General features: G+C 31.4%; 18 protein-coding genes. 17 read left to right on the top strand and 1 reads right to left on the bottom strand.

Annotation, left to right across the window (positions count from 1 at the left end; translation table 11 throughout):
- Positions 1 to 86: 86 nt before the first annotated feature.
- Positions 87 to 509 carry a hypothetical protein gene (locus AC5M21_RS10185; RefSeq protein ID WP_008788431.1) on the bottom strand — a complete coding sequence of 141 codons (423 nt, stop codon included), beginning with the start codon at positions 507 to 509 and terminating at the stop codon, positions 87 to 89.
- An 83-nt stretch (positions 510 to 592) separates the two neighbouring features.
- Here AC5M21_RS10185 and AC5M21_RS10180 point away from each other — a divergent pair, with 83 nt between their 5' ends.
- The 17 genes from AC5M21_RS10180 (at position 593) to AC5M21_RS10100 (ending at position 18475) form a co-directional block, all read left to right on the top strand.
- Positions 593 to 2704 carry a hypothetical protein gene (locus AC5M21_RS10180; RefSeq protein WP_008788432.1) on the top strand — a complete coding sequence of 704 codons (2112 nt, stop codon included), beginning with the start codon at positions 593 to 595 and terminating at the stop codon, positions 2702 to 2704.
- A 10-nt stretch (positions 2705 to 2714) separates the two neighbouring features.
- Positions 2715 to 3080, top strand: coding sequence for a DUF6711 family protein (locus AC5M21_RS10175; RefSeq protein WP_008788433.1), 366 nt, complete (start codon positions 2715 to 2717; stop codon positions 3078 to 3080).
- An 8-nt stretch (positions 3081 to 3088) separates the two neighbouring features.
- Complete coding sequence (locus AC5M21_RS10170) at positions 3089 to 5752, top strand: hypothetical protein (protein ID WP_302280687.1); 2664 nt, start codon at positions 3089 to 3091, stop codon at positions 5750 to 5752.
- A gap of 2 nt (positions 5753 to 5754) precedes the next feature.
- Positions 5755 to 7488, top strand: coding sequence for a DUF859 family phage minor structural protein (locus tag AC5M21_RS10165; protein ID WP_302280688.1), 1734 nt, complete (start codon positions 5755 to 5757; stop codon positions 7486 to 7488).
- Between the two features lie 72 nt (positions 7489 to 7560).
- The gene (locus tag AC5M21_RS10160) at positions 7561 to 8073 is read left to right on the top strand and encodes a phage baseplate protein (RefSeq protein WP_017144173.1); all 513 of its coding nucleotides are present in this window, start codon (positions 7561 to 7563) and stop codon (positions 8071 to 8073) included.
- A complete protein-coding gene (locus AC5M21_RS10155) occupies positions 8055 to 8621 on the top strand; it encodes a phage baseplate protein (RefSeq protein ID WP_008788437.1) in 567 nt (188 codons plus the stop codon). Before AC5M21_RS10160 ends, AC5M21_RS10155 begins: the two co-directional genes overlap by 19 nt.
- A 13-nt stretch (positions 8622 to 8634) precedes the next feature.
- On the top strand, positions 8635 to 9756 hold the full coding sequence (locus tag AC5M21_RS10150; RefSeq protein ID WP_008788438.1) for a pyocin knob domain-containing S74 family peptidase: 1122 nt from the start codon (positions 8635 to 8637) through the stop codon (positions 9754 to 9756).
- Positions 9757 to 9832: 76 nt separating this feature from the next.
- A complete protein-coding gene (locus AC5M21_RS10145) occupies positions 9833 to 10276 on the top strand; it encodes a hypothetical protein (protein WP_008788439.1) in 444 nt (147 codons plus the stop codon).
- Between the two features lie 5 nt (positions 10277 to 10281).
- Positions 10282 to 10728, top strand: a complete 447-nt coding sequence (locus AC5M21_RS10140; RefSeq protein ID WP_008788440.1) for a hypothetical protein — start codon at positions 10282 to 10284, stop codon at positions 10726 to 10728.
- The gene (locus AC5M21_RS10135; RefSeq protein WP_008788441.1) at positions 10716 to 11231 is read left to right on the top strand and encodes a phage tail tube protein; all 516 of its coding nucleotides are present in this window, start codon (positions 10716 to 10718) and stop codon (positions 11229 to 11231) included. Before AC5M21_RS10140 ends, AC5M21_RS10135 begins: the two co-directional genes overlap by 13 nt.
- 56 nt (positions 11232 to 11287) lie before the next feature.
- Positions 11288 to 11752, top strand: a complete 465-nt coding sequence (locus AC5M21_RS10130; protein ID WP_008788442.1) for a hypothetical protein — start codon at positions 11288 to 11290, stop codon at positions 11750 to 11752.
- Positions 11749 to 12294 carry a Gp15 family bacteriophage protein gene (locus AC5M21_RS10125; RefSeq protein ID WP_008788443.1) on the top strand — a complete coding sequence of 182 codons (546 nt, stop codon included), beginning with the start codon at positions 11749 to 11751 and terminating at the stop codon, positions 12292 to 12294. The genes AC5M21_RS10130 and AC5M21_RS10125 overlap by 4 nt, the downstream gene beginning before the upstream one ends.
- 12 nt (positions 12295 to 12306) lie before the next feature.
- Positions 12307 to 14139, top strand: coding sequence for a phage tail family protein (locus AC5M21_RS10120; protein WP_008788444.1), 1833 nt, complete (start codon positions 12307 to 12309; stop codon positions 14137 to 14139).
- On the top strand, positions 14132 to 14497 hold the full coding sequence (locus AC5M21_RS10115; RefSeq protein ID WP_008788445.1) for a hypothetical protein: 366 nt from the start codon (positions 14132 to 14134) through the stop codon (positions 14495 to 14497). Before AC5M21_RS10120 ends, AC5M21_RS10115 begins: the two co-directional genes overlap by 8 nt.
- 4 nt (positions 14498 to 14501) lie before the next feature.
- On the top strand, positions 14502 to 16949 hold the full coding sequence (locus AC5M21_RS10110) for a hypothetical protein (RefSeq protein ID WP_008788446.1): 2448 nt from the start codon (positions 14502 to 14504) through the stop codon (positions 16947 to 16949).
- 9 nt (positions 16950 to 16958) lie between these two features.
- Positions 16959 to 17303, top strand: a complete 345-nt coding sequence (locus AC5M21_RS10105; RefSeq protein WP_008788447.1) for a hypothetical protein — start codon at positions 16959 to 16961, stop codon at positions 17301 to 17303.
- A gap of 2 nt (positions 17304 to 17305) precedes the next feature.
- The gene (locus tag AC5M21_RS10100; protein WP_008788448.1) at positions 17306 to 18475 is read left to right on the top strand and encodes a hypothetical protein; all 1170 of its coding nucleotides are present in this window, start codon (positions 17306 to 17308) and stop codon (positions 18473 to 18475) included.
- The last annotated feature ends 5 nt before the right edge of the window (positions 18476 to 18480 follow it).

Here is an 18480-nt window from a genome sequence, read left to right as displayed (position 1 = left end):
AAAAGAACTTACACAGTTTTCTTGACACTCCCATAAATGGTGCTTTTTTGTTGTCTTTTCATAGTTAGGATGGTATATATTTATTTTTATAAACTTAATAACTCTTTCTTTTTCTTCTCAAATTCTTCTTGTGATAATATACCTAGATTAATAAGTTCTTCAAGTTTTTTGATTTCATTTAAAGTGATATCAGTAATGTTTTGTGAATTATTATCATTATCTTCCTTTAAAACCGAATGGTTTTGCCTAACAATTTGTGTAAGTAAATCAATAATTTGCTTATTTTGTTCTTCAAGATTTAACATATGTTTTAAAAATAGATAATTTTGGTTATACATAGCAATAGAAGCGTATTGTGCTTCATAAGTGGCTTTTGAAAAATGCTTTTTTCTTGTGCTTATATTGATAGAGTATAATAAACTTTTTATCATATTTAATTCATTATCATCTAATGTTTCTAATCCAAAAAGATGAATAAATTCCTCAGTAGTTAAATCTTTATCAATCATATTTAAATCCTCACTTTCATTTATACTTATATTATATCGCATTAAATAAAAATAACAACAAATAAACATAAGGAGGTGTTTATATGGAAAATGAAATAGTATTAACTTTAGATAGAATTTCAGAAACATTAAAGAATTTAGACTTGTCAGTACGATCAATTACTAGACTTAGTGAAGAATTAATTGGATTAAATGAATCATTTAAAACTTTATCGAATACAACATCACAATTAGACTCTAATAATATATTTACGTTTTTTAAAGCTTTTGATAATGTGATAGCTCCAGTAAACAGTATTGCAAAATTAGATAGTACTTTGAGTGGACTTGGGGGATTAGGCGATAGATTAGGAGATACTAAAGATGATCTTTCTAAATTTTTTAAGGAAACAGAAATGGGGGCATCTATAGCTACATCTGCTACAGGACTATTTTCATCTGCGCTTACATTTTTAGCGTCTAATCCTGTGGTGGCTCTTATTGGAGGATTGGGACTTTTAACTGGAGCGGCTTTGGCATTGAATGATGCTTTTGGTAAACAAGATGAAAATTTACAGAAATTGACTGAAAAAAGTAAAGAATTAAGTGAAGAATCAATAAGTCTTAGAGATGCACAAAAACAATTAAATGAGAGTAGTAATGATTCAATGAATTCACAACTTGGAAAATATGAAGTTATCAAGTCATATGCTAGTGAGTTGATTGATTTAGGAAAAGGAAATGTTGAAGAAATTGCGAATGCACAGGGAAAAGTAGATGAATTAAATTCTTATTGTGGGGAAACTGTTGTACAAATTGAAAATGGGAAATTAGCTTGGATAGGAAATACGGAAGAAGTATTAAGAAATGTTGAAGCTATGCAGCTAAGAGCGATGATTACAGCGAATGAAGAAGCATATGGAGAAGCTTTGTTAAACAATGGGGCAATTATGTCAAATATGACAGAATCTCAGCAAAATTTAGCAGAGGTTCAACAATTATTTAATGAAAAAGTTCAAGAGTATATTGACAAAGGAATGAGTTATAGTGATGCGTATGCACAAGCATCTATATGGAATAGTGATTTGAAAACAACTATGGATGAATGTTCTGAAGCATATAGAAATTCAAGTTCTGCTATGGTAGAAAACCAATTTGCTCTGGATAAACAATCAGCTTTGGAAATACAATATATGTCATTATCAAAAGAATCTAAGATAGGCATTGATGAACTTGTAGGAGCATATGTTACCCTCACAGGAAAATATGATGAGCAATTAGGAAAAGGAAATGAAGTAACAGCAACTTGGGGAACTTTATCACAAAAGTTAAATGATTATAATGAAGTTATAGCTGGTCATGGTGATAAATTTAAACAGATGACTGACAAAGAAAAATCAAACGCTCAAGAATCAAGAGATGTTGTTATTAAGATGATGGCAGAAAAAGCTGTGAATTCGGCGCAGTCATATGATGAAATGGTTGTTAGTATGGGAAACGCTTATAATAAAATGACAGATAGCGAGCGTGCGTCTCTTAAAGATCAATATAATGCAATGGTTAGTAACTGTGATAGCGAGGGGGCTTTAATGCTTAGACAATATGCTGCTTTATCATTATATCTTGATAAACATAATATAGACATTAATAGCAAGAAAGGGAAGCAGTACATAAATAGTCTTAAATTAGCACAAGACCAAGGCTCAGCTGAAGGAAAGAAATATTTAGATTCAATTGATGATGAATTTAAAGATAAAGAAAGACACCCTGAACTAGATATAAGCAACAAGACTGCTATGAAGAGTATTGATGATATTCAAACGAGAATCAGTAATTTAAAAGGAACGACAGTATCTGTTAAATTTAAGTCAACTCCAAACGGCTTTGTAGTATCTGGAGATAAGTTTTCAGTTAAGCCTTATATGGCTGGTGGTTTCCCAGAAACTGGGCAATTATTCGTAGCTAGAGAAGCGGGACCGGAGTTAGTTGGTCGCATTAATGGGAAAACTGCTGTTGCAAATAACGATCAGATTGTTACCGGAATTAGTAGTGGGGTTTATAATGCTGTCAGAAGTGCAATGCAAGGTAATGGTGGTAATGGAAATATGAACATTCATGCGACATTTGTCATGGATGGAGAAGTTGTCGGAAAACAAGTGATTAAATATCATAATGGTGTTGTTAAACGTACTGGAACAACACCATTAATGATTTAGGAGGGTAATTATGGATATTTTAAAAATTAATGGTCAAGCTATTCAAAATCCTGTTGCATTGCAGTGGGAAGAGTCAGACTTGGATTCAAGTGAAGGAACAGGTCGTAATCAATTGGGTGATATGTTTAGAGATCGTATTACTATAAAAAGAAAGGTTTCTGTTTCATTTCCACCAATGAGAGATACACAAATGTCTTCATTATTAGAAGCAATTTCTCCAATGTTTTTTGAATTGGAATACCCAGATCCTAAACTTGGTAGACGTCACACGATGACTGTCTATGTGAGTGATAGAAGTGTTCCAGTGTATATGTTTGATAAAACAATGAATCAGTGGATATGGCAAGGCATGTCTATTGATTTTATTGAGAAGTAGGTGAGTTTATGATAACAACAACACAAGCATATAAAGATAAGATTTTAAGTGATCATCGAGAGATGAAAATGAAGGTAATATTTAATGGTCGTCAAGAAATTGACGGCCATTATTTAAAGAATGTTACGATTCATGAAGTGAGTAATGGATTGGATACATTAACAATTGGAGGAATATGTTCAAATAGTATTAAAATTGATATGTTTGATCCTGGAAATATTCCTTTTGAAGGAGGAAGTCTTGAAGCTTTTATTGGGATTCAACTCGCTTCTGATATTGAATGGGTTCCGATGGGTTCTTTTTTTATAAGTGAAATAACAAGAAATAATGATTATGAAGTGAGTCTTGAAGGATATGATGGTATTTCTTTATTAAATGATGAATATACGCCACGTATTGAGTATCCAGCAATGCTTGAAACTGTTGTTTTAGATATAACAAATCAATGTGGTTTAACTCTTAAACAACAGGTTTTCGAAGAAATTATGATAGAGAATCCAATGGATGTTACATGTAAAGAAATGCTTGGATATATGGCTTCTTTAATGGGAATGAATGCAAGAATGAATCGTTTTTCTGAGCTAGAATTTTATTGGTATGAAAGTGGACAATATGTTATTCCATTAGAATCACAATATCAATTGGGATTTAAAAAGACAAACTCAGCTTTGACTATTTCTTCATTGACAAGTGGTGATGAAGAGAATGTGATGAGTGTTGGAAGTGGCTATGGAATTACATTTGCTAATCCATATATGACGCAGGAAAGATTAGAATCTCTTTTTGAGAAAATCAATGGTTTTACATATACACCAGCCACATTAAAATGGCGTGGAGATCCTAGCCTTGAAGTCTGTGATATTCTTCATGTTCAGGAAAGTACCAAGGATATGTCACAAATTCTGATTATGGAGCATACGCTTTCTTTTGATGGTGGTATGAGCAGTACTATAGAAAGCAATGGTCAAAATGAGAAAGAAGTCGTCATGTCTAAAAGTCCTACGGAAATCAAATTAAAGAAATTTTATAATACTTTGATTGAATCTTATAAACAAACAACTGAAAAGATTTTAGGACATGATGGTGGATATTATGTTATTGATGTAGATGATAATGGTTATCCAAATGGATGGACAATTATGAATACACCGACTTTAAGAGATGATACGCATCTATGGAAAATGTCTATGGGTGGTTTTGGTTATAGTCAAGATGGTGGAAAGACTTTTGAAAACTTTGCTTTTGATTTAGATGGAAATTTTAGTGCTAATGCAATTAATACAGGTCAATTAAATGGTGATGAATTTGAACTGAATTTAGAAACAGGTACGATTTTAATTGGTGAAAGAGATTCAGATGGCCAAATTACACATCCTGTCTTTAGTTATGATAGAGAAAATGGTCTAACGATTGAAGCCATGAAAGAATTGAAAAAAGAAGTGAATACCATTAAAAACAATATATCAGTTTCTATCACTAGTAACTTTGTCAATCAGCAGACTTTTGATGAACAACCTCATCACTATTATCCAGATTATACAGTTCAGCCATTAAAACTGAACGCAATTGTTAAAGATACATTGCAAGATGTCATGAGTGAAGCAACAATTACATGGAAAAGAAAAGGACGTACTGATCAAGAATATGTTGATTTACTTGAACATGAAATTGCTGAAGGTTCACTCTTAACAATATCTCAAAATCTTGAAGAAAGTGTTGAATACAAAGCTTATGCATCCGTATTAACAGTTGATCAAGTTGAATTGCATGCAACTGCAAGTTTAACTATGAATTATAGTGTTTTAAAGGACACAAAAGTCAATGGGGAAATTTGTTCTATTGAGGCGTCAGCAACTTCGTTTGTTGAAGATCAAGATAATTATAGTCCTGGTAATATTACTTTAATTCCACATACATTGAATTGCCATTTTGATATTTGGAGTTATTCTACAGATTTAGGTTTAAGTTATATCAATATTGAATCTATTTTAACTTCAGAAGATGATACACATATTTTAAAGACAAATGTTGAAGGTATAACTTTCCATAATGAAACCAATGAACTGATGATTTCTAATGACTGTGTATGTTTTGATTATACAAATATAGTTGTTTTTAAATTAAAATGTGATGTTGAAGATGCTAATGATACTATTGCTTTAACAAAAGAAAGTGATATAGCAACACAAGTCAATCACATTGTGAGTGAAATGAATCAGTTAAGTGAACAATATCATTCGATTGTTCAAGATTTAGATGCTGTTAATGGAACGATTACAAGTAAAGTTGAAGATATGGAAACAAAATATAATGGAAATATTGAGGAAATCAATAAGAAATTAACAACAGTTATTCAGACATCTGAATCTATTGAAGAACAATATCAAACATTAAAAGAAATTATTGATGAAAATGATAGTGATCTTCAAACTATTACAACTTATATTAGGAAAACTGCCAAAGGTATTGAGGTTGGAGAATTAGAAGCCAATGTCAAAACATTAATGGCACCAAGTTATTTTGCTATACTTTTTAATGATGAAGAGGTTATGAAATTAGAACAGAATCTTTTAACAATTGAACGTATCAAAGCTTTATCTGTTTTTCAGTTAGGTGATGCGATATTCACAACAAAAGCGAATGGTTTTGATATAACATGGGGAGGTCAGTAATTATGGCTAGTATTACAATTGGAAGTACAAGTGGATCTCGTCCATATTGTACATTATCAGTCACACAATCATCTCAAAATATTGCTAATAACTCATCAACAGTTTCTTATTCACTTGTTTTACATCGACCAAGCGCTATTTCTTCTAGTGCAACAAAGAAGTGGTCATGTACAATTAATGGAACTGTTCATAGTGGGAGTGGTACCATTGGTGGTAGCGGGAATAAAACCTTATTAAGTGGAACCCAAACTATTTCCCATAATCAAGATGGAACAAAATCTCTTTCTTTTAGTGGAAGTTGTGGTTTAGAGATTACATGGGGAAGTACTTATATTGGAACAATTAGTGGTAGTGGTTCCATGTCATTGACAACAATTCCGCGTGCATCATCTGTTTCAATGAGTGCAAGTACTGCTTATCCAAATGGGAGTATTACAGTAAATATAACACGTGCGAGTTCAAGTTTTACACATACACTGACATATAGTTGTGGAGGAAGTAGTGGAACAATTGCAACAGGAGTGGCTACTTCATATGCTTGGACAATTCCAGCTGCCTTGATTCATAACAGTCCTAATGCGAATCAGGTATGTACAGTGACTTGTTATACATATAATGGAGGAACACATATTGGAACAAAGTCAACAACATTTACAGTTTATTGTTATAGTCCATCAAAATTGAGTTCAACCAGTGGAAGTACAATAGGTAGTCTTTTTTCTATGAACATATCAAGGAGTAGTGGATTGTTTACCCATTCTCTTTGGTACTCATTTGGTAGCAAGACATGGCAAGGTATTGGGAATGGTATTTCTACAAGTAGCAGTTTTACTCCACCAATGAGTTTGTGCAATGAAATTCCTAAAGCAGCCAGTGGCAGTATGACAATTATTTTAAGAACTTATTATGGAAATACGCAAATTGGAAGTGATCAATATTACTATTATACAATGAATGTTCCTAGTTCAGTTGTACCAACTTTGAGTCAAGTTACATGTTCAGAATATATGAGCGATGTTCATAATCTTATTGGTGCATATGTTCAAAATAAAAGTCGTTTATCATTAGCCATTATAGGAGCAACTGGTTCCTATGGGTCAGTTATTACAACCTATAAAATTAGTGTTGCTGGACAAACAATCAATGCTGTTAGTGGTACAACAGGTATTATGACAACAAGCGGCAACCAGACAATTACTGCAACAATTACAGATTCAAGAGGCAGAACAGCAACCAAATCTATATCAGTCAATGTTTTACCTTATATTCATCCAAAAATTAATGGTGTTGGAGTAGAAAGAAACACAGATACAAGTGCTCTTGTCACTGCTAATCTTTTATCAACAAGTTTAATTGTTAATGGTATTGAAAAGAATTTTTCTCGATACTTGATTGAATACAAATCAGTTGATGCATCATCATATACACAAATAGAAGCATCAGCAGAATCTTTAAGTTATGCTTTATCTAAAACAATAACAGGTTTAAACGAAGCCAAAAGTTATGATTTTAGAGTTTATGTAGGTGATGTTTTTGGGTATAACTCTGCTTATGAAATATTACATATTTCTACAGCATTTAAAAGTTTTGATTTTGATGTCAAGACTGGTCGCATTGGGATTCAAAAAGTACTTGAACATAAAGATAGTATTATTGAAGTTCCACATGGTTCTAAACTCTATGTTGGTGAGACACCTATAGATTTAGATAATATTTTAATATTTATAGAAGAATAAAAAAGAAAGGAGGTTTATATCTAAGCAATTATCTCGTTTAAAATAAATGGGTAAGGAAAGGTGGTCAGGTTAATGACTTGGAAAAGTCCTAATGGACAATTATTATATAGAATTGGAGATGTTATGATTTCTACAAATTCGGAAAATCCATCAACATTTTTTGGTGGTACTTGGCAATTATTATGTCCTGGTAGAACATTGGTTTGTGTAGATACTAATGATAGTGATTTTAATACAGTGAAAAAAACTGGTGGAAGTAAATATTTGCATAGTCATAATCACTCAATTGATTCCTCAGGAACTCATACCCATACTGCCTATTCCACAAGTGCAGGAAGTCATTTTCATGCAACAAGTTCTACAGGATATAGAGAAGGAGCAAATAATTGGAGAACATCAGGATACACAGGTACTATAACAAATTGGGGGTATGATATAGCAACTAAATATGCTGGAGAGCATTCGCATAGTGTTGTTATTAATAGTTGTGGAGGACATTCTCATGTTTTGAGTTTAACTGGGAGTGGAAATTCTCAAAATTTACAACCATTCATGGCAGTATATATATGGGTAAGAATTGCTTAGATAAACTTAGAATGACATTTCAAACAATAAATGGGAAACTGTTTTATAGAGTAGGTGATGTTATCATGACAACAAATAAAGAAAATCCTGCTAAGTGGTATGGTGGGACATGGGAAATATTTGCACCTGGAAGAACAGTTGTATGCATTGATACATCACAAAGTGAATTTAATTCTGTAAAGAAGGTTGGCGGAGAGAAATCGCATGTTTTGACAATCAATGAAATTCCTTCACATAGCCATATGCAAAATGCTCATTTACATACAGCATCATCTCAAAGTGCAGGATCACATGGGCATAGAATTAGACAGAGGAATAATGTTTTTGGACAGGGCAATAATGATGCAAACTATAGTTTAGGATATCATACAGATGCTCCAGATAAAAATCCAAGCTGGGTCTCTAGTTCTATTGAACATGCAGGAGAACATACACATACTATTAGTGTGAATGCTACAGTTGGAACGAATCAAACTACAGGGGGCAGTTTATCTCACAATAATTTACAACCTTTTATAACTGTTTATATGTGGATCAGAGTTACTTAGATAGAATTTAAATATGTCATATAAATTTAAATATGGAAATACGGAAATAGAAGTTCCTAAGAAAAGTGAAAGTCTTTGTTATCAATATGATTTAGGAAACAATGTCAATCTCAATAGTTTAACAATGGAGGGATATTATCATCAAGCTATAAATGCAAACGCGTCGACCGCATTAAATTATCCAATAGCAGAGGCAGGTTTATTAACGGTTATAAAAAGAGGTTATATTTATCAAACATATCATACATATTGCAATAGTGGATTTTGGTATCGTAGTCAGTATAATGGAAGTTGGTATCCATGGAAAAAAAGTGCTGATACAAATCTATTAACATGGAATAATATGTCTGGAAAGCCAACGAGTTATACTCCAACTAATCATAATCATGCTTATGCGACTTGGTTAGGAGCACAATATGCAAGTGGAGGAGACTGGTTGGGATTTTATAGTGCATATGGGGGAAGTAGACGTGGTTACTTACAACATACTGCGTCTTCATTCTATATTTTATCAGAAACAGGGAATATTATTCTTTCGCCAAAAACGGACGTATTGTGCAATGCGAATCTGATTTTAGGTAATGTCAATTTTATTAGTGGACGTACAACAAGTGGAGCAAGTGTTGGTATGCTAGTGCGTGGAGATGATAATAATGTATATGTTGGCTATTATAATAATGGTACAATTATTCGAGGATCTTTTTGTAAATTAGGAAGTGCTAGTGGTGCAACAATAACTTCTGATAGAAATTTAAAAAAGAATATAACCCCATTAAATGATTATGAATTGTTTTTTTCAAAACTAAAACCGGTTTCTTTTGTTTATGATATAACTCATCATAAACGAACGCATTTAGGATTTATTTCTCAAGATGTTGAAAAAGCATTAAAAGAATCTTCATTAAATAATGAAAAGTTTTCAGGTTTATGTATAGATAAAATATCGAATTGTCAAATCTATGATGAAGATTCTGATGAAAGAATCTTATTAAATAAGGGTATAAAAGAAATTTATTCTTTAAGATATGAAGAGTTTATAGCTTTAAATACTCATATGATTCAAAAACAACAAACTGAAATAGATTCTCTTAAAAAAGAGATTCAAGAATTAAAAGAAATGATTTTGTCCTTATGAAGACAATAAACTCATTATAACTTTAACAAAAGTATAATTGTTATAAGAAAATAATTTAAAAATCTGGAGGATATCAATGGATATTGTAGATATTTTAAAAAGACATGGATGTCACATGTCTCAAGAACAACTTATGCACTTTAAGAAAGAATTTCATAGACATTATAAAAGCAATGCTGAGGTTGAACATGTCTTTCAAATCAGAAGAAAACAAGAGAAAGATTTAGAAGATTACAAAATATTAGTCAAAGTGATGAGAGAAAAAAATAATAAACTCAATATAGATAATCAAAAAATTAAGAATGAATTGATCATATATTATGGCAAAGAAAAGACCAAACAAGCAGGAGTTGATATAAAGTATATTGATTTTATAACATATAAAATTTTATCACTAACAGATAATATCGATGATTTTGAGATTATATTAAATCATTTTCTTAATACTCATGATGAGTATAAAAACTCAATAAAATCAGTAGAAGTTGAAAATAAAAAAATCACTACTGAAAGGATATAAAGACTATGGAATATAAAGCAATTATTAAAAGTATGAAAGAATACATTATGGGATGTCCCTATCTTGACGAATTGATAACTACCTATGAGAATGATATCAAGAGTTGGTTTCTTGAAGAAGGACCTAATCATAAAGAAAATATTTCTCAACATTATGTTGATGGTAATACCGAGAGAATCTTAAGATTCTCTTTTTCAATTCTTTTGAGTAAAAGTCAGGATTTAAAGATAAGTATAGAAGAAAGTGGATTCTATGAGTTATTTCAATCATGGATTGAAGATAACAACAATCTTCGGATATTTCCAATATTGAGAGATGGAATTCTTCCTCTTTCAATAGAACTTTTAACAACGGGATATTTTATAGACCTTAAACAAGTTGAAGATATAATGAAATATCAAATTCAATTACAATTTAAATATGAAAAGGAGAATGAAAAATGGATAGTGTAAGAGTCAAAAGAAGCCAATTTGCTACATTTTTAAATACAACACCAAATGGAGATACAGCAACTTATGCACGTATGGGTAAAGGAATTACTTCTGCATCAGTCGCTTATAATCCAACCGTGAATGATGAATTATATATTAGTGAGGATGGAGCAAATAAATCATTAGATAGTTATGCTCCTTCTATGGCAAGTGAACAAATTGCTTTTGCTGGTGACCCTGTTTTTGATTATGTTGATAGTTTAAGACAAGCACGTGCTGTAGGAACTGATGCAAAAACAGATATGCTAATGGTATATATTTATGATAAAGAAGCAGATGGTTCATATTGTGCAGAAAAACAGGAAGTTATTGTTTCTATCAATGAATTTGGTGGCGAAGCAGGTGGTGCAGTGACTATTTCTTATGATGCAGGTTTCTGTGGTGAGCCAGTTAAAGGAACAGTGACAATTACTAATGGAAAAGTCATTTTTAAGGAAGCAACAAAGCCAGAAGTGAGTGAATAATAATTTATCAAGAAGGTACAAGTTACCTTCTTTTTGTTATATAAAAGGGGGATAGTATGGAGACAGTTAATACAATAAGAATAAAGAATAAAAATGAATATATTATTCAAGTGAATGAGCAGGGAGATACAATTTCTTTCAATTTAGAAGATCCAGAACTTATGTTAAAACTTGATAAAACTTATCAGGATATTAGACGTATTCAGCAAACTGCAAAAGCACAGGAATTAGTTATTCGTAAAAAACAGGATCAAAAAACAGAAGGAATGCTTTCCCAAAATGAAAAATCTTTAGCTAAGTTAGCAGTAAAGATGTTTCAGGATATGAGAAAAGTCATGGATAACTTTTTAGGAGAAAATGCATGTCAGAAGATTTTTGGTAATCGTAATTATATAACAATGTATGATGATCTTTTTGAACAGTTAGAACCACATTTTGCAAAAATGAAATTGAATGCAGAATTATTTAAAAAACAAATTCAACAAAAATATACTCAAGATCAAGATGACATTCTCCGATGAAATATCCAAAATATGCATTCATTCATGACAAACAATATCAGATCAATACAGATTATCATGTTGCTTTAGAATGCTTACAGATTATTGAAGATGAGTCTATTGGTGATAGTGAAAGAACTTATGCAATCATTTATAAACTCTTTGGAATGATTCCAGAAGACCAGGATATGCATGAATTTATACGTATTGCTGGTCATTATCTTGGTTGTGGAGAACAACAGGAAGTTCAAAAACAAAGAAAAAGAGATATGGATTTCCAACAGGATTGGAAATATATTGTTGCAAGCTTTATGAGTGATTATCATATTGATATACAAGAGAGTCATATGCATTGGTATCAATTTATTCACTTTATACAAGGATTTACAGAAGAGTCTATGATGTCTAGAATTCGTGAGTTACGAAATTATGATTTAAGTGATATTAAGGATCAAAAGGTCAAAAGAAAAGTCATGGAAGCACAAAAAGGTGTGGAATTATCTACAAAGTTATCTTCTGAAGATCAGAAGGCAGTAGATGAATTTGAATCACTTTTTATTTAGGAGGTGATTGCTTTGGCAAATGAAATTATGATAATAGATGTAGAAGTGAAAGAAAAAGAATCAAAAGTTAAATTTGAAAATTTATTAAAGATGGCTGATAAATGTGCAAAGAACATTCAAAAAGTTTTTACGACAATTGGTCCAACTATAAACAGTAGTATTTCCCATACAGTTTCAGGAATTTCTGCTGTTTTGATAGGTACAAAAAATGTGTTGGTTTCATTATCAAAATCAGTATTAGGTTACTTAGGGGCTAATCAGGATATAATAGGGCTTATAAATAATATTAAAAATGTGATTGGAGATATGAGTTCACCTATAGAAAATATTTTAAATAATGGAATTAAAAAGTGTGTTGATTCAGCCAATCAGTTGGTCAACTCTTTTGTGAATGCTGGAGTTGCACAAGGAGCTTGGGCGAGTGCTGGTCAGGTGATGAGCGAAACAATGACAAAAGCATTTGATCAAATCAACAGCTTAATTCAAGTGGTAGGACAAAGTTTTCTTAATATATGGAAAAATGGTACTGGAGAACAAACGTTCAATCTGATTCTAGGAATCCTAGCAGCTATAAGCGATATTGTCAATGTCCTCATTAGCGGTTTCCAAACTGCTTGGGAATCTGCTAGTGTTGGAGAAGCTATTATCCAGAATATTTGGAATCTATTTAATAATGTCTTAAGTATAATAACAACTCTTTTAAACTTTATTGGTCAACTTGTTTCCATGATTGATTGGACACCAATTCTAGCAGGTGTTGAGATCATTTCTCAAGCCTTGGCAGATATTACAAGCATTTTTGATGAAGGATTACAAGGAATTATAGAGTGTTTATTAAATGGTGATTTTAGTGGAGCAGGACAAGTTTTGTCAGATACTTTTCAAAATGTCATTAATTATATTATTGAATTTATTGGATCTATCGATTGGGTACAGCTTGGATTAGATGTTGCTCAGATGATAAGTGATGGGATTGGCGCAATTATAGAATTTATTATGGGAATTGATTGGTTGTCTGTACTCACATCTGTTGGCCAATTATGTATTGAAGGATTAATGGCAGGTCTGCAATTTTTAGGAACTGTTGTTTTAGATTTGTTTGGAAAGATGGTTGATACGGTTTTTGAGTTTTTAGGAATTAATGGGGCGTCGTCTAAGTTTTTTGAAATAGGTTTATCAATATTAACTGGAATAAAAGAAGGTCTAACTGGAGTAGCAGAATGGTTTGGTGAATTGTTTACAAATGCTTATAATAAGGTCAAGGAAGCATTTTCTTCTGTATCAACATTTTTTACTGGGATGTGGGAAAATATTAAAAGTACATTTGGTAATGTTGTTAGCTGGTTTAAAGAACGTTTTTCTGAAGCATGGACGGCTGTTAAGAATGTTTTTTCAAGTGGTGGAAAAATATTTGATGGTATTAAAGATGGTATCTTAAATGGTCTTAAAACTGTTATTAATGGAATTATTGGAGGTATTAATAAGGTCATTAAGGTTCCTTTTGATGGTATTAATTATGCATTGAGACAAATTAGAAACGTAGATATACTTGGTTTTCAACCCTTTAGTTGGATTGGAACAATTAGTGTTCCTCAAATTCCGAAATTAGCACATGGTGGTATTGTTAATCGTCCAACTTTGGCAATGATTGGAGAAGCAGGTAGAGAAGCTGTTTTACCTTTACAAAATAATACCCAGTGGATGAAAGAACTTGCTGATATGATCAGTTTGAATCGTCAAAACAATAATGAAGAATCAACAATTAATCTTTATATAGATGGAGAAAAATTATACCAGTGGTTTATCAAAAAGCAAAGAAAAGAAAGGATTGTTCTTAATGGCTAAACAAGTATTAATTATTGAAGGATGGGAAGTCCCACACCTTATTAAATATGCAGTGAGTTATAACAAAGTTTGGGCAGATGATACTGGGCAAGATATGAGTGGTGAAAAAAAAGGAACTTTAATAGGATTATTTCCAAAATTGAATGTAGAAGTAGGTTCATTTCAAGCAGATGAGATGGCACTTTTTCTTTCTCAAGCAAATAAAGCAAAATTAAAAATTGAATGGCATGATGCAGAAAATCAAGTTATGAGAAGCGGTGAATATTCGCTGGATGATGTTACAATTGATTTGAAGAATGTTGAAAGAATGGTTTATAATCCGTTTTCATTTCAATTGACACCTATCAAAAAGAGGTGACAATATGTTTAAACAAAAGATAGATGAATATGGAAAAATGATTTCTATTCAAATACAATATGATGATATTATGATAGAACGTCATAATGTTATTTCGTGCACAAAGACTTTCAAAGGCGATATGTTTAAGTCTATTATGCAATATATTGATATTGAATTAGAGGGATTTCATAATGTAAAAGATAAAGAAGTTGTGGTTTCTTTTGGAGTGAAGCTAGAAGAAGATGAGAAATTTGAATATATATCATGGGGAACTTTTATCGTTGATAATGAAAGTATAGAGAAAGTTATTGAAACTCATTCTACTCGTTTTACTGCTTATGATAACTTGTATAAATCTCATATTAAATATGATTTGAATTTAGTCTATCCTATGACAGTTAAAGAATTTTTGATAAAGATATGTGAGAAATTAAATTATCATCTTGTAACATATGATTTTATCAATGCTGATAAAATGATTTACGAGGAAAAATACATTGATGAATATGAAGTAACATATCGTGATATCTTAGATGAAATTGCAGGTGTTGCAGGTGGTGGTATTTTATTAAATGGAGATGACTTATCTATTGTTTATCCTAGGACAACTGATTATGTGTTGGATGAGCATAATTTAAAGAGTTTAAATATATGTGATCAATTTGGTCCTATAAATACATTAGTATTATCAGATGATTATCAAGATGATACTTTTTATAAGGAAGATATATTATCAGTTGCTGAAAATGGCAGGACGGAAGTTAGAATTTCTCAAAATCAAATGATGCAAAAGAATAGAGAAGAGTTTATTGATGATTTATTTAATCAAATCAACGGTCTTGAATTCTATCCTTTTGAATTAGAAAGTTTTGGTTTTTGTTATCTTCAACCTTATGATCTTATCGTTATCAAAGACCGATTAGGGCAAGAACACAAATGTCTCATTTTGAATGATGTCATAAGTGTCACAACAGGTTTAAAAGAAACGATAAGTTGTTCTTTACCTGAATCAAATGTTACTGATTATTCTAAAGCGAGTAAGGAAAAGAAAAAGCTTTATCAAACAATTTTAACAGTTGATAAGCAAAAACAAGTTATTGAAAGTGTTGTTAAACAAAGTGAAGAAAGTATAGAACTTGTTAATGATTTTAAAATTTCACTTGATGGTATTGAAAGTCAAGTCGAAAAAGTCTCAAATGCTATTTATAAATTTGAAACGGGTCATCATAATATATTTGAGAATTGTAATCAATTTCTTTATAAAGATATAACTTCTACTGATATTGAATATAAAGATGATATGATTTTAGGAATTAATAAGGATTATATGCAAGGCAAGGATATATGTATTTCTGTAGATATTTGTGTTATTGGTGGAAGAGTTGGAGAACTTGGCAATTATATTGGAGCCGAGTTTGAAATAGGCTATGCAGACAGTACAAAAAAATTGTATAGCACAAGATGGTATCTGGGGCAGTACAGTTTACAATATCTTCTTCAAACAAGTACCATTGACCATGAAGAACGTATATGGGCGCATTTCAAGATTGAAGATAAAGAAATTGTTTCAGTTTCAAACTTGAAAATAATGATTGCTTTAAATGCACAAAAAGCAGTTATAGCTAATCCAAAAGTTGAGTTTGGAACATATCCAAGTGGGTTTGAATTTGATGTAACTTATGTAAGAGATAACGTCGAAACAATCCAAAAAGATTATACTGAAATGAAACAGGAAGTAGGAAGTTTATCTCTTCAAGCTGTTTCGCTGGAAGAACAAATAACAACGATTCAAGGTGATGTCTCGTCAGTAGAAACAAGATTACAAAGTACTGAATTCAAATTAACACCAACCGAAATTACTGCGATGGTTAATGAAAAGATTGGAACTGATGGTGAATTAACATCAATGAAAGTGACAATTAATAAGGATGGTCTTGATGTTAAGAATGGAGCAATTTCCATTACAAACAACAATGGAGTAAAAGTATTATATGCAGATACTTATGGAAATTTGATTGGTAATCAAATTACAATTAATAACTTGAAAACAAGTTCGGGATTGATAGGGAAATTTATAATTGATGATAAAGGATTATCTTATAAAGAAAACTTAAATATCGATCAAAAACCATGTACATTCCAATTGGATATTCATCCTAATGCTCAAGATAGTTTTATGAATTGGAGTCTTAAAACAAATGATCAAAGTGCTGATGAATTTACTGGTTCTTTAACATATTCAGGCATGGATTGTCGTTCTATAAATAGTATGTTTTTTACATCTGCAATGGCAGATATTGGTGATTGTTCAATATCAGAACTAGCAGCCTCATATATAAATATAGAACAAAATTTAAGAGTTCTGGGGACAACAAATTTAAATGAATGTAATATAACTGGACAATGTTATGTTCGAAACAGTAAAGGACAATCAGTATCTATGAAAAGAATTGCCGATTTAGTCGGCTGAGGAGGATGTATGGAATTTAAAAATATAGAAATTATAAATATTGCTAATGCATTAACAAATATCTACAATTGCTCTAAGACAGCAAAACAAAGATTTTATATTGCCAATGTTGCAGATGATTTTCTACACAAAAGCAGTATGTTAAAAATAGAAATTAACAAAATAATCGAAGATGAAGGAAACGTTGAAGATGGCAAAAAGAAATTAGAAATAACAAACGAACATTATGTTGGTTTAATGGATGGTGTTACAAAGATTGAATTTGATAAAGTTCCTTTATCATTGTTGAATGATATTGATGTACAAATAAACGATATGATTGCAATAAAAAAAATAATCAAGGAAGGTGATTGATTGTGAATCCTGAAATAGCACGTATTACATTTAAAGATAAAAAAGATTATCAAGTCCCAAATGCAGATGAAGAATTTCTTATTCGTGCTAAAGATATGAATGAAATAAAAAATACCTTTAATGACAGTGCACAAGCTATACAGAACGCGTTAAATCAAGTAAGTGAAGCATACAACTACTTAGGGGATTATAAGGTAGAAAATGGTTTATTCTATTTTAAAAAGGCTGATGGAGCATGGGGAGAAGGAATCAACCTCAATGTGTCAGTTGAAGAGTTTGAAAGCGTTGTGAGACGTGTGACGAGTTTAGAAACAAACGGTGTTGCAGTTGGGGATACATTGCCACATGGTTCTATTGTTTATGTCGAAGGTGATGAAAAAGATATTCCAACTGGATATCAAAAGCTCGATATAGTTCCCCAGCCATCTAAGCAATTGTTAATCAATAATGATTTTCAGGTTAATCAAAGAGGTCAGACTGCATATAGTGGAGAAATGAAGAAATGCTTTGATGGTTGGTTTTTAATAAGAGGATATGTAACAAATGTCGCTTATGCCACTTATCCAAAACCTGAAAATGGGATATTGATGGTCTATAACACCGAATATGAAAACAATCAGTTATGGCAATTTCTTGATGGAGAACTAGATTATGAAAAATATTATACATTATCCTATATGGTAGATGGAGTTCATTATAGTTTTACATTTAAGCCAACGCCAACTGGATATCAAGAAAATGTCCACGATAAATTTAGGATTTATACTGCATTAGAAAGTTCTAGACAGAAAAGAGCTGTTTGTATTGATCTGTTTAAAGGAAAAGCTATTAATCTGGAATATATAGACCTATTCGAAGGAAAGATTGCGTATCAACATCGAAAAGATTATGCAACAGCATTGATTGAGTGTCAAATGGTCGCTAGAGAAATAGAGATTAATCAATCTGGGTACGTCGCTGGATCAACACCAGTAAAAGGAACGATAAATTTTTGCATAGAGATGAATGTGATACCTACTTTTGTAATTATTAGTGCTGGAACAAGGCAAAATGTAGCTAGTGTCAGTATAGAAGTAAATAGTAAAAGACTTATTTATACAATAACAACATCCGCAGCTGGGTATTTTACATTAGATGGATATAAACTTATTCTAAGCTGTGAAACAGCATAGAAAGG

This window comes from Coprobacillus sp., from assembly GCF_984815275.1.
Note: the sequence above shows the minus strand (reverse complement) of the source record. Positions and strands in the feature narration are given on the sequence as shown.